Source organism: Novosphingobium rhizovicinum, assembly GCF_040813635.1.
In the GTDB taxonomy this organism is placed as follows: domain Bacteria; phylum Pseudomonadota; class Alphaproteobacteria; order Sphingomonadales; family Sphingomonadaceae; genus Novosphingobium; species Novosphingobium rhizovicinum.
The window spans coordinates 187,770-200,927 of sequence record NZ_JBFNXR010000019.1; the positions used below are offsets into that span (position 1 = coordinate 187,770).

Sequence of the window (13,158 nt, forward strand, 5' to 3'; positions counted from 1 at the left end):
GTCGAGCGTCACGCAGCCAGCTTCCCTTCGATGGCGCCTGCAAGTCCGGCCGCCCACTTGGTGATGTCCCCCGCCCCCAGGCATACGACCATGTCGCCGGGACGCACGACACGCGCCAGCGCATCGGAGAGGTCGTCGAAACCGCTGACGACGTGGGCATCGCGATGGCCACGCGCCTTCAGTCCGGCGACCAGCGCATCGGCATCGATCCCTTCGATCGGCGCCTCACCGGCTGCGTAGACCGGAGTGACATAGACCGCGTCGGCATCGTTGAAGGCGGTCTGGAAATCGTCCATCAAGTCCCGCAGCCGCGTGAAACGGTGAGGTTGAACAACGGCGACAACCCTGCCCTTCACGCCTTCGCGCGCAGCGGCAAGCACGGCGCGGATTTCGACAGGGTGGTGACCATAATCGTCTATCACCGTCGCGCCGTTCACTTCACCCACCCGGGTGAAGCGACGCTTCACTCCACCGAACTGCGCGAAGCCGGTTCGCACCACATCGTCGCCGCAGCCCATCTCGATGGCCACGGCCACGGCGGCGAGGGCGTTCTGCACGTTGTGACGTCCGGGCATCGGCAGTTCCATGCCTTCGATCCGACGCTGTGTGCCGTCGCGCTCACGAACCACGACGTCGAACCGGTTCCCGCCCGGCACCGGCGTGACGTTTTCCCCCCGTACGTCTGCCTGAGCGGAGAAACCGTAAGTAATCACCCGCCGGTCGCGAACCTTCGAGATTACGGCCTGCACCTCGGGATGGTCGACGCAGAGCACGGCCGCGCCGTAAAACGGCACGTTCTCGATGAATTCGATGAAGCAGTCCTTCACCTTGTCGAAGCTGCCGTAGTGCTCAAGGTGCTCAGGATCGATATTGGTGACAACGGCAATCGTGCCATCGAGCCTCAGAAAGGACCCGTCACTTTCGTCCGCCTCTACGACCATCCAATCGCTTGCGCCCAAACGTGCGTTGGACCCGTAGGAATTGATGATACCGCCGTTGATGACAGTGGGGTCGACACCGCCCGCCTCGAGCAGACAAGCCACCATTGAGGTGGTCGTCGTCTTGCCATGTGTGCCAGCCACAGCGACGGTGTTCTTGAGCCGCATCAGCTCTGCCAGCATCTCGGCCCGGCGCACCACCGGAATGCGGTTCTCCAAGGCATGGACCACTTCGGGATTGTCACGCTTTACCGCAGTGGATGTCACGACCACGGCGCAATCGGTCACGTTCTCGGCAGCGTGGCCGATCATCACCTTTATACCGCGAGAGCGCAGCCCCTCGACCACGTAGCCCTCGGCTATGTCCGAACCCTGCACGGTGTAGCCGAGGTTGTGCATGACCTCGGCGATGCCGGACATGCCGATACCGCCGATACCGACGAAGTGTACGGTTCCGATATCGGTGGCGACGCCCTTCATTCTACCACCTCGAGCGCAAGGGCCTTCTTGCCGTTCGGAGCCCCTGTGGACTTCGTGCCCATCCGGATCACATCCATGAGAGGCGCGCCGCCGAAACTCTCCACCAGATCCGCAAGATCGGCGGCGGCATTGGGGTGACCGCAGTTCCACGCAGCGTGAGCCGCATTCGCGAGTGTCTCGGGATGCTGAGCCATGGCCTGGATCTGCTTTGCCAACTCGCTCCCGGTGAACTTGCTTTGTCGGATCGAGCGAGCTCCTCCTGCAGACGCCATCTCCCGAGCGTTCGCGGCCTGGTGATCGTCAGTCGCGATCGGAAGGGGAATCAGAATGGCGGGGCGCCCAACGCCCGTCAGTTCCGCGATGGTCGATGCGCCTGCCCGGCCGATGAACAAGTGCGCACCGGCAAGCCGTTCCGCCATGTTCTCGAAGTATGTCGCCAGCTCGGCCGGAATACCGTGGGTGGCATAGCGCTGGCGGACCGTCTCGATATCCTCGGCACGACACTGCTGGATCACCTGCAAGCGGGAACGCAACGCAGTGGGCAGCATGGCCAGTCCATCTGGAACCACCTCCGAAAGCACCCTTGCGCCCTGGCTTCCGCCTGTCACGAGTATTCGGAAAAGGCTGTTCTCTGTGAACGGAGGAAACGGTGCCTCACGCAGAGCCAGCACCTCGGCTCGTACAGGGTTGCCGACAAGTGTGACCTTGTCCTGCAGTTTGGCAGAGAGCCGGTCCACCTTCGTAAAGGCAGTCGCAATCGCATCCACCCGCGAAGCGAAAAAGCGGTTCACTCGCCCAAGCACCGCGTTTTGCTCGTGAATCAGTGTCGGGATCTTCGCCGCACGGGCCGCCAGCATAGTCGGCAGCGCGGGATAGCCGCCAAAACCGACAACCGCTGAAGGCTCGAAGCTCTCGAACAGACGCAGCGCCATGCGCCTCCCTTCGAGCACACCTCTGGCGCCTTTCACCCATGCGAACGGATTTTTGCCTGCGATGCGCCCAGGAGGCAGAATGTGGGCCGGCAACGAATCGGGCTTGCCTGGAATTGCCGCTCCGCGCTCGTCGGTGATCAGCGCGACATGGTGCCCTCGCCGCTCAAGCTCCACCGCAAGCGCAAAGGCGGGGATCAGATGCCCCCCGGTTCCTCCGGCTGCGAGCACATAGTGGCGGCTCACGGCAGTCATGACAGATCTCCGACGTCACTGAGCGAGAAGCGCTCTCGATCGATAAAGGGATTTCGGCGCGTCAACGCCAGCAGCAGCCCCAGGCATGTGCAAACCGCAACAGTGGATGAGCCACCATAGGAAACGAGAGGCAGGGTCATACCCTTGGACGGGAATAGCTGCAGGTTCACGAGGATGTTGATGAAGGCTTGCCCACCGAACTGAGCGGCAAGACCGGTTGCCGCCAGAACCGTAAACAGGTCATCCTCGCGCACCTGACGCAAGATCGTCTGCACCAAGATGGCGCTGTAGATCATCACGACCACCGCACAGGCAGCCAGACCGAACTCCTCGCCAATGACAGAAAAGATGTAATCGGTATGAGCCTCCGGAAGCGCCATCTTGCGTGTGCCCATCCAGAATCCCGCACCCAGCCAGCCACCGTTGAGCAGCGTACGCTGGGCAAGATCCACCTGGTCATAAGCACTGCCGCCGCCAAGAAACGCATCGATACGGTTCTGCGCATTGTCGTAGAGGAAGTACGCTGCAGCCACTCCCACAATTCCCAACATCGCGACGGCCGCCACGCGCTTCACATCAAGCCCGGAGAGCAGCACAAGCACGAACCACGTGCCTGCGAACAGCATCGTCGAACCAAAGTCCGGCTGCATCATCAGCAGCACAGCGATCACGCCCACCAGACCGATGGTCACCTGCATGACGGGCAGTCCCTTGTCGCGCACCTGCCAGGAGAGGATCCAGGCGAGCATGATAGGGAACCCGCACTTGAGGAACTCGGATGGCTGGATCGATATGCCAAGGTTGATCCACCGCCGGGCACCGTTCACTTCGCTGCCGACGAACGGCACGAGCACCAGCGCAGCCAGCATCACTCCTGCCAACACGATGCCCAGACGCCTGGCCGCGTCCTTGGACAGCGTGGAGGTCACGAAGAGCGCAACCAGACCCAGAGCCTGCCAGCGCAGATGCAGAACGAGGAAGTGAAGATCGGACAGGTCCTTGGCCGACGTGGAGAGACGCCGCGCGCTCGCCGGTGAAGCCGCAGCCACCGAGATCGTCCCTATAGCCATCAGGATCAGAACGAGGCCGAGCACGACCCGGTCGATCTCCTGCCACCAGATCGCCAGACGGCTTCGCCGGTTACGGTTGTACCGTACCAGAGCATTACCGCTGATCGGTAGTGGGGTGGCGCGCGTAGCCATCAGCCGCGCTCCTGCTCATCATTGGCGCCGGGCATCGTCAGCGCCTCCACGATCTGCCGGAAGGCCTTACCCCTCGCTTCGTAGTCGCGGAACTGGTCAAAGCTCGCACATGCAGGCGAAAGCATCACAATGTCGCCAGGGCGCGCGTTGCTGATCGCCATGCGGATCGCCTCTGCCATCATCTCGCTACGATAAACCTCCATGTGTGGCGCCAGAAGGTCAGCGAAAATCGGGCCGGCATCACCAATCGTATATGCGGCAGCGACATTCCCGAAGTAACGGCTGCATTCATCAAGATCCTCGCCCTTCGGCAAGCCGCCTACGATCCAATGGATGCGCCGTTCGGGATTGGGAGGAAAGGCCGCCAGAGCCGGTGCCGTAGACGCGGGATTGGTCGCCTTGCTGTCGTTTATGAAAAGCACGCCGCCTGATTCCGCAACACGCTCCATGCGATGCGGAAGCCCCGCGAAAGTGCGCAGCGCCGGCTCCCACTGCGCCCTCGTCAATCCCAAGGCTTCCACAATCGCAACGGCAACGGCCGCGTTCTGGAGGTTGTGGGGGCCCTGCAGAGAAGGCCAGTCCTTCTGCAGGTCAACCATGTCACGCCCGTCGGCGAAACGTACACGGCCGGGTTCGTGTTGTGTCACCTGCATGCCCGCAATCGCCGCCGTCTCGTCGTCTCCGACTCCGAACACCGCGCAGTTGTCCGCGGCCTGCATTCCGAAGAGGCGGGCTTTCGACGCAACATAGCCGCCAAAGCCCTCGTAGCGGTCGAGGTGATCTGGCGTAATGTTCAGCAATGCAGCCACATCACAGTCGAGGCTGTGCGTCAGATCGATTTGGTAGCTCGACAATTCGAGCACGTAGACGCCGCCGTCAGGCAAAGGCTCCCGCCCGAGGATGGGCAAGCCGATGTTGCCGCCCATACATGCGGGCACACCGACGCTCTCCAACACGTGATGGACAAGCGAGGTTGTGGTCGACTTCCCGTTGGTGCCGGTGATGCCCACGACCCTGTGTGCGGGCAAGCTTGGGCGAAGGAGCGCAAAAAGCTCAATATCGCCGATCACGGGCACATTGGCCTGAGCTGCAGCTTCTGCGATCGGATGGCGGTTTAGCGGAATGCCCGGCGAGACGACGACGCCCGCCAGTCCCGCAAGGTCCGCACTCACCGGATCAGCCAATTCCACCCGATCTGCCAGAGCGGCGCGCGGCTCTTCGCGGTTGTCCCAGGCCATGACCTGCGCACCGCTCGCCAGCAGGGTCTCGACCGCCGTCAGACCTGACCGCGCAAGCCCGAGAACCGCGTACCGCTTTCCTGCGAAGATGGGGGAAGTGAGCACGGCCGAAGCTATCGCAACTTCAGCGTCGATAAACCCGCCACTGCGAGCACGATGGAGATGATCCAGAAACGGATCACCACCGTCGACTCTGCCCAGCCGAGCTGTTCGAAGTGATGGTGAATAGGCGCCATGCGGAACACGCGCTTGCCGGTTCGCTTGAAGAAGAACACTTGAATGATGACGGAAGCCGCCTCCAGAACGAAGAGGCCGCCCACGACTGCCAGCACGATCTCATGGTGAGAGGCAACTGCGATCGCGCCGAGCGCACCGCCCAGAGCAAGACTTCCGGTGTCGCCCATGAACACCGCGGCGGGCGGTGCGTTGAACCAGAGGAAGGCAAGTCCCGCCCCCATGATTCCAGCGCAGAAGATGGCCAGTTCACCAGCGCGGGGCACATGTGGAATACCCAGGTAGCCCGCATAATCCACGCGACCGGCAAGGTAAGCAATGATGGCGAAGGTGCCTGCCGCTATGATCACCGGCATCGTCGCAAGACCATCCAGACCGTCGGTGAGGTTCACGGCATTGCCCGCGCCCACGATCACGAAGGCCGCGAAGACATAGTAGAATGGCCCCAAAGGGATGTAGCGCCCGGTGAGGAACGGCACATATAGGTTCGTGGAGATCTGGCTGACGATAATGTAGGCTGCGATGCCCGCGACGACGAACTCTAGCAGCAGGCGAAGCTTGCTGGAAAGTCCGGCATGGTGCCGCTTCGTGACCTTGTCATAGTCATCAAGGAAGCCGATCACTCCGAAGCCCACTGTCACGGCGAGGCAGGCCCAGACGAACGGATTCGTCAGGTCCATCCACATGAGCATGGACAAGACAAGCGCCGTCAGGATCATCAGCCCGCCCATCGTCGGCGTCCCGCGCTTGGCGAGATGCGTCTTGGGCCCATCCTCACGGATCGGCTGGCCCTTACCTTGCCGCACGCGCAGCATGTTGATGAAGCGAGGGCCGATCACCAAACCGATCAACAGAGCGGTGATCAACGCGGCACCCGCGCGAAATGATTGGTAGCGGAAGAGGTTCGCGCCCCCTTCGAAGTGAAACCAATCTGCGATGATATACAGCATTTCGGGGGTGGGAACCTACCCTTCGCGCTTGCTAAGAGCTGAAACGAGGGCTGCAAGCCCGACCGAGTTCGATCCTTTTACAAGGATTGCGTCGTCGCGCTCCAGCCCGAAGGCGCGCAGAGTGTCAATGGCCTCCCGCACGGTTTCGCAATGGGCGAAGGTCAGCGGTTTGCCAAGCGCGTTGACCTCGGCTTTCCCCAGTTCCTCGCTCAGCGGGCGCATCTCAGGCCCGACGAGGACCGCATAATCGACGCCTGCCTCGCGCATCGGCCCGGAAAGCGCGGCATGGTAATCCGGCCCATGACTGCCGAGTTCCTTCATCGCGCCCAGCACTGTGATGCGGCGCCGTGCGGGCGTACGGCCAAGCTGCGCCAAAGTTGCACGCATCGAGGCAGGATTGGCGTTATAGCTCTCGTCGATGAGGAGAGCTTTGGCGTCCGGCTCGTCTCCAGGCACATCGATCTCAATGCGGGCGCCGCGGCCGGCCAGACCCTCCATCTCGGCCAGCGCGACGCCCGCGGCACCGAGGTCCCCGCCCACCGCGCGGACCGCGGCCATAACCGCGAGAGAGTTGATTACCCAGTGCTCGCCAGGAGCAGCGACAGTGTAGCAAATCCGGCGGTCGCCCATGTCTGCCGTCACCAGCGAGCCGCCGCCTATGGCCGCGACGGTATCGAGCAGCCGCACGTTCGCATGCGCAGCCTTACCGAAAGAAACGATCGTAACGCCAAGCTTTTCAGCCGCAGACTTCAAACCCCCAAAGTGCGGACTGTCGGCAGGAATAATGGCGACCCCACCGGGCTCCAGTCCCTGGAATATCTCCGCCTTGGCGTCGGCGATAGCCTCTTCGGAGCCCAGCATCTCGATGTGAGCCGGCGCAATCGTCGTGATCACCGCTACGTCAGGGCGTACCTGACGAGTGAGGGCGGCAATCTCTCCGGCGTGGTTCATCCCCATTTCGAAGATGCCGAACCGGGCGCGGGCGGGCATTCGGGCCAGGCTCAGCGGAACACCAACGTGGTTGTTATAGCTTTTGACGGAGCGATGCGCGTCCCCGTGCGAGGAACGATCCAGCGCAGTGAAGATGGATTCCTTCACTCCGGTCTTCCCGACCGAGCCCGTCACGCCGACGATGCGGCCACGGCTGCGTGCGCGCGAGGCGGCACCGAGACGTACGAGCGCATCCATGGTGTCCTTCACCAGAATATGAGGCCGATCGATCGGCCGATCGACGACCGCGGCAGCCGCACCTTTGGCGAAGGCGGTATCGAGGAACCGATGACCGTCGGTCGTCTCTCCTTTCAATGCGAAAAACAGGTCGCCCGGCTGCACGTCGCGACTGTCTATCTCGACCCCTGAAATCAGAAATTCACCACTTGCCGTACCCTTCACGGCGCGTGCGATGCTCTCCGCATCCCACAGTGCGAGGCAGTTCTCCTCCGGAGCTTCGACCGGCCAGTCGAGGATGCGGGCAATGGCGTGCATTTCAACGGTCTCCCAAGGCGCCAGACATTTCTCTGGCGACAGTTACGTCATCAAATGGCAGCACACGCATGTCTGCGCCGCTGCCGACCACCTGCCCCTGTTCGTGCCCCTTGCCAGCCACGAGGACGATGTCCCCGCTCCCGGCTTCAGCGATCGCCGCGCCGATGGCATCGCGGCGTTCTCCGATTTCCTTTGCCCGACCGTCGCAGCCGCCAAGCACCATGGCGCGGATCACAGCGGGATCCTCGCCACGGGGATTGTCGTCAGTGACGATTACGGTGTCAGCGCCCCCACACGCTGCGCGGCCCATCTCCGGCCGCTTACCCTGGTCGCGGTCTCCTCCCGCACCGAAGACGACGATCAGGCGTCCGGCGACGTGGGGGCGAAGCGCATCGATGGCTGCCGAGAGAGCATCCGGCGTGTGCGCATAGTCGATGTAGATCGGCGCACCTTTCGCGGATACCGCCGCGCGCTCAAGTCGCCCACGAACCGTCTGCAGGCGCTTCATGGCGTCGAAGGTCTGCGCAGGTTGGCCACCCGTCGCCAGAACCAGCCCCGCCGCGACGAGCGCATTGGCCGCCTGGTACGCTCCGATCAGCGGCAGCTCGATCTTCAAAGCGACGCCGGCGTGCTCGATGTGGAGTGTCTGACCCAAAGCACTCGGCACCCGATCGAGCAACCTGATGTCGCCCCCCTGCGCACCAACGGTAAAGAGCCTGAGACCGCGTTGCGTGGCGTGAGCGATGGCCTTCTGCGACCACGCATCGTCAGTCCAGATGACCGCTGTACCCTGCTCTTCGACAACCTCGTCGAAGAGCCGCATTTTGGCCGCGAAGTATTCCTCCATCGTCGCGTGGTAGTCGAGATGATCGCGGCTCAGATTCGTGAACGCGGCTGCGGCCACTCGCGGGCCCTCGCTGCGATACTGGGAGAGGCCATGACTAGAAGCTTCATAGGCAACATGCGTAACGCCTTCGCGCGCAAGTCCGGTAAGGTTCGCCAGGAACGTGACGATATCCGGGCTGGTGAGACCGGTGGAAACACTTTCGTCGCTGGTCGTTACCCCGAGCGTTCCGATCGAAGCTGCCCGCAGCCCCATCATGCGCCACAGTTGGCGCGTCAGTTCGACAGTGGAGGTCTTCCCGTTGGTTCCCGTCACCGCAACCAGAGTCTCCGGCACCGGCACGAAGAAGCCGGCTGCGAGTTGAGCGAAAGTGTGCCGCGGCTCTGCGCTTGCGATGTGGACTGCGCCCTCCACTACTGCTCCAGGCGCGGCTACGATCGCGACGGCACCGGCCTCTATGGCAGCGGGGATGTAGTCCTCGCCGTTGACCCTCGCGCCTCGGAATGCGCCGAAAACCGTGCCGGGCGCCACCTTGCGATGATCGGTGGCAAAGCCGGTGATGTTCGCGTCAGGCCCCTGAGGCAATGCCACGCCGACCGCTTGCGCAAGAACAGAGAGCTTCACTCCTTGATCTCCCCTGGGACAAGCGGCTTCAGATCCGAGATATCCACATCGCGCGTCTCGTCAGGCATGATCCCGAGCAGCGGGCCAATCCGGGGCACCACACGACTGACAACCGGCGCTGCGTTCCAGGCGGCCGTGCGCTGGAACGAGGTTGCCTGAGTACCCTGCGGCTCGTCCAGCATGGCGATGACGACATAGCGCGGATGATCCATCGGAAATGCAGCTGCGAAAGTCGCGATCAGCGAACTGCGCCGGTACCCGCCCGCTCCTGGCTTTTCCGCCGAACCGGTCTTGCCTCCAATCCGAAAACCGGGAGCATCGGCTTTACGGCCCGTGCCGTAAGAGACAATCATCCTCAACAACTGCCGCATGCGAGCACTGGTGGCGGCGGTGAACACGCGGCGGCCCTCAGGCACTTGGCCGGCCTCCAGCTTGTGCAGTGTCGTCGGTCGCCAGATGCCGCCGTTCACGAGAGCGGCGTAGGCAGCCGCAAGGTGAAGCGGTGTCACGGCGATGCCGTGGCCGTACGATACCGTCATCGTACGCAGGCGGGGCCATTGACCCGAGGGCCAAATCGGGAAGCCCCGCGCCGGCAGTTCGATCCTCGGGCGCTCGTTCATGCCGAGCGATTCCATGGTCTTCTTCATCCGCGCCCCGCCGAGTTCATCCGCGATCTGCGCGGTGACGACGTTCGACGAGTGCATCAGCGTCTCAGGAACATTCAGAGACGTACCCATGCTGTGACTGTCCCGGATGGTGAAGCGGGCCACATGCAGGGGCGCAGCGGGCCAGCGCCGCCCCAGATCGGTGATCGTTCCTGCGTCGAGCGCCGCAGCCACAGTGATCGGCTTGAACGTCGATCCCAGTTCGTAGACCTGATTGGTCACGCGGTTAAAAATGTTCGGCGTGCTGTCACGATCGATCTTGTTGGGATCGAACGAAGGAAGCGACGCCAGCGCCAACACCTCACCAGTGTCTACGTCGAGCACAACTCCCGCGGCACCCTTGGCGTTGGATAGCGCCATTCCACGGCCCAGTTCATCCTCCAAAGCACCCTGAACACGTACATCGATGGAAAGCGCCGTGCCTTTTGCACGCCCCTCCTCCGATTTCAGGTGCGCGTCGAACACCTGCTCCATACCCACTTTGCCATTGCCGCCGGCATCGACGAAGCCGAGCACGTGCGCGGCCATCGACCCCTGCGGGTAAAAGCGGGAAGTCTCCTGCGGAAACTGCAGAGCCGGCTCACCGATGGCGTGAACGCGGTTCGCGTCCTCAGGGAGGATCGAGCGACGCAGATAGCCTGCGCGGCCAGAGGCGAGCTTGCGCGCCACCTCCGCGCTATCCAAATCGGGGAAGATTGCGTGCAGCTTCTCCGCAACCTCTTGCGGTTGTCCAACGAGCGGCGGCCCGTCGGTCATTGCCTCGGGGTTGAACCAAAGCGAATAGACCCGGAAATCGCGCGCGAGCGGCGAACCGTTTCGGTCGACGATCACTCCGCGCGCCGGCAGCAGCAGGCTTCGAATGTCGGCGCTGTACGAGGAGCCGCCGGTTAGCCCGAGGAAACCCAGGCGCACCAGCGCGCAGATCGCCAGCAGCGCGAAACCACACAGCACCCACAAAGCGCGCCACTTCGCGACGACAAGTGCTCGCTGGCGTACATTGACGAGCCGGTGGCGTCCTGTGGATAGGGGCACCGTGGGACGTACCGGGTCAGGATTCGAAAACGCCAGACGAGGCGCGTTCTCCACACGCGCTGCCTCCGCCATGCGCCCGAAGGCAGCCTCAGACGAGATGGCGCGAGAAGCCATCTACTGCGCACCCCCTGCCAGCTCGATGCGCGCCAATCGCTTGCTCAGGTCCTTCGCGTCACGGGCCAGCGCTTTCGCCTCGGCATCGGTGGAAGTCTCCCGCTCCGCCTCCTCTCGCGCAGGAGCGGCTGCTGTGGCGCCGGTTACAGGCGAAACCATGGCGAGGAGCCTGCTACCCGCGCTCTCCGCCTCCTCAGCCGCAACCGCGGCGCTTGCAAAGCGGATCGGCTCAGGAGCGCCGGGAGCGGGGGCCTTGCCCAAAGCCGCCAACTGACGTTCGCCCTCGATATATTGCTCGGCGCGCGGAGCCTCATAGCCGAACTCCACGTCATTCAAGGTCTTAAGCTGCTGCTGATTGGAGCGTGTCTGAAACTCTGTCTGGAGGAAATCGATGTCCCGCTGCAGATAGACGATCCGCTTCTCGGTGGCCGCGACCTGGCTCTTCACCGCATTCACGCGGAGCATCAACGCCACGCTGAACGCACCGCAAACCAGCAGCACGGTCATCCAGCCAATCGAGTGAACGCGGTCTCTAGTGAGATTCATGCGGATTTCCTCTCGCGAGCGGGGGCTTCGGTACGCACAGCGCTGCGCAGGGTGGCGGAACGGGAACGGGGATTGGCTGCCACTTCGCTCTCACTGGCGCGGACAGCCTTGGATACCTTCGCAAACGTCGGTTCCTGCTGCACTGGCGCCTGCGGCATGTGGCGCGAGGCGGAGGCAGTCGCCCCGCTCGCTTCACGCAAGAACTGTTTGACGACGCGATCTTCCAGTGAGTGGAAAGAGACCACCGCCAGTCGCCCTCCCACACCAAGGAGCGCCTCGGCTGCGGAGAGGCCAACCCCCAGTTCATCCAGCTCGCCGTTCACATGAATCCTGATGGCCTGGAAAGTTCGCGTCGCCGGGTCCTTGGGTGCTCCAGCGTGATATCCCAGGGCCTTCCTCACCACGCGCGCAAGATCGCCAGTCGTCACCAGCGGGCGCGCAGCCACGATGGCGCGCGCCACACGACGCGACTGGCGCTCTTCGCCGTAAAGATAGAGCACATCGGCGATGGCGCTCTCATCAGCTGAGTTCAAGAAATCGGCCGCGGATTCACCCTCCTGACTCATGCGCATGTCCAGCGGACCATTGCTGGAGAAGGCAAAGCCGCGCCCGGGTTGATCCAACTGCATGGACGACACTCCGATATCCATCGCAATGCCGTCCACCCGCGCTATCCCCAGCTCTGCAAGCGCTGCCACCATCTCGGAAAACCGTCGCGGGTGAAGCACGAGGCGGGGTTCGGATGCGTGAAGTTCGGGCCAACGCGCCGGATTGTCGCGGGCGGCAGCAATCGCATCAGGATCGCGATCAAAAGCGTGCACCGTTGCGCCGGCATCCAGCAGACGGCGCGTGTAACCGCCGGCACCAAACGTGGCGTCGACGATCACTGCTCCCGGGGCAGGGCGCAGCGCTTCGACGACTTCCTCCAGCAGAACGGGGATATGAGGTTCGGAAGACAGTCCTGCGGTCATTTGCGCACGGCCTTCTTCAACTCGGCAGCGGCAAGACTTGCGCAGGAAACCTGAGCGCCCTTGAACGTCGGCTCAGTCATGGCAGCGAGCGCATCAGGCGCGAACACGAAGAAATACTGGCCCGCGCCCTGAAAGTAGAGCTGATCGTCAACCTCGGCGAGCGTGGCGAGATCCTCAGGCAGGACAAAGCGCCCGCTGCCGTCAAACGGGATCTCGTGATAATTGTAGAGCGTCATGGCCAGCATGTCGCGGTCGAATGGCTGACCGGACTTCATGGCAAACTCACGCTCCTGCTCGATGATGTTCTCGAACTCGTTCACACGGGAAAGACCGTAGCCGACGAGGCAGGGCCAACGGTCGTGCTTCGCCAGGCAGAGAATCGGCGCTTGGCTCGATTCGCGGACAGTCCCGCGGAACAGATTGGGCAGCACGAAGCGGTTCTTGTCGCGTCGAAGCGAGAAGCCCTGTCCTCGATAGATCAACGGCTGCCCCGCCATCTTTGCCGACTCGTTCCCTGAGATGCCCCGTCCCGAAAACAACCCACCCCGCCCCGAACCCGCCATTCGAGCGGGATCGGCTTTCCGTGACCAAAGCGGTCCCGGCGAGTTCAGCCATTCCGATTGGCCTTCGTATTAGCCCCTTACAGACGGG

11 protein-coding genes are annotated in these 13,158 nt (G+C 63.0%); all 11 read right to left on the reverse strand.

Annotated elements, in window-relative coordinates:
• Positions 1 to 8: 8 nt before the first annotated feature.
• The 11 genes from murC to ABUH87_RS03790 are packed head-to-tail and all read right to left on the reverse strand — an operon-like array spanning position 9 to position 13,004.
• Entirely contained in the window at positions 9 to 1,418 is a 1,410-nt protein-coding gene (murC, locus tag ABUH87_RS03740; protein ID WP_367769710.1) for a UDP-N-acetylmuramate--L-alanine ligase, read from the reverse strand.
• Entirely contained in the window at positions 1,415 to 2,602 is a 1,188-nt protein-coding gene (murG, locus tag ABUH87_RS03745) for an undecaprenyldiphospho-muramoylpentapeptide beta-N-acetylglucosaminyltransferase (RefSeq protein WP_367769713.1), read from the reverse strand. The genes murC and murG overlap by 4 nt, the downstream gene beginning before the upstream one ends.
• The gene (locus tag ABUH87_RS03750) at positions 2,599 to 3,804 is read right to left on the reverse strand and encodes an FtsW/RodA/SpoVE family cell cycle protein (protein ID WP_367769716.1); all 1,206 of its coding nucleotides are present in this window, start codon (positions 3,802 to 3,804) and stop codon (positions 2,599 to 2,601) included. Before ABUH87_RS03750 ends, murG begins: the two co-directional genes overlap by 4 nt.
• Positions 3,804 to 5,147 carry a UDP-N-acetylmuramoyl-L-alanine--D-glutamate ligase gene (gene murD, locus ABUH87_RS03755; RefSeq protein ID WP_367769720.1) on the reverse strand — a complete coding sequence of 448 codons (1,344 nt, stop codon included), beginning with the start codon at positions 5,145 to 5,147 and terminating at the stop codon, positions 3,804 to 3,806. The genes ABUH87_RS03750 and murD overlap by 1 nt, the downstream gene beginning before the upstream one ends.
• An 8-nt stretch (positions 5,148 to 5,155) precedes the next feature.
• Positions 5,156 to 6,226 (reverse strand): phospho-N-acetylmuramoyl-pentapeptide-transferase, encoded by a 1,071-nt coding sequence (gene mraY, locus ABUH87_RS03760; RefSeq protein ID WP_367769724.1) that lies wholly within the window; start codon positions 6,224 to 6,226, stop codon positions 5,156 to 5,158.
• A 15-nt stretch (positions 6,227 to 6,241) separates the two neighbouring features.
• Positions 6,242 to 7,711 (reverse strand): UDP-N-acetylmuramoyl-tripeptide--D-alanyl-D-alanine ligase, encoded by a 1,470-nt coding sequence (locus ABUH87_RS03765; RefSeq protein WP_367769727.1) that lies wholly within the window; start codon positions 7,709 to 7,711, stop codon positions 6,242 to 6,244.
• Between the two features lies 1 nt (position 7,712).
• Positions 7,713 to 9,179 carry a UDP-N-acetylmuramoyl-L-alanyl-D-glutamate--2,6-diaminopimelate ligase gene (locus tag ABUH87_RS03770; RefSeq protein ID WP_367769729.1) on the reverse strand — a complete coding sequence of 489 codons (1,467 nt, stop codon included), beginning with the start codon at positions 9,177 to 9,179 and terminating at the stop codon, positions 7,713 to 7,715.
• Positions 9,176 to 10,990, reverse strand: coding sequence for a peptidoglycan D,D-transpeptidase FtsI family protein (locus ABUH87_RS03775; RefSeq protein WP_367769732.1), 1,815 nt, complete (start codon positions 10,988 to 10,990; stop codon positions 9,176 to 9,178). The genes ABUH87_RS03770 and ABUH87_RS03775 overlap by 4 nt, the downstream gene beginning before the upstream one ends.
• Entirely contained in the window at positions 10,991 to 11,536 is a 546-nt protein-coding gene (locus ABUH87_RS03780; protein ID WP_367769735.1) for a hypothetical protein, read from the reverse strand. It abuts the gene before it with no gap.
• Positions 11,533 to 12,507, reverse strand: coding sequence for a 16S rRNA (cytosine(1402)-N(4))-methyltransferase RsmH (gene rsmH / locus ABUH87_RS03785; protein ID WP_367769738.1), 975 nt, complete (start codon positions 12,505 to 12,507; stop codon positions 11,533 to 11,535). The genes ABUH87_RS03780 and rsmH overlap by 4 nt, the downstream gene beginning before the upstream one ends.
• Positions 12,504 to 13,004, reverse strand: coding sequence for a division/cell wall cluster transcriptional repressor MraZ (locus ABUH87_RS03790; RefSeq protein ID WP_367769742.1), 501 nt, complete (start codon positions 13,002 to 13,004; stop codon positions 12,504 to 12,506). The genes rsmH and ABUH87_RS03790 overlap by 4 nt, the downstream gene beginning before the upstream one ends.
• Positions 13,005 to 13,158: the final 154 nt, after the last annotated feature.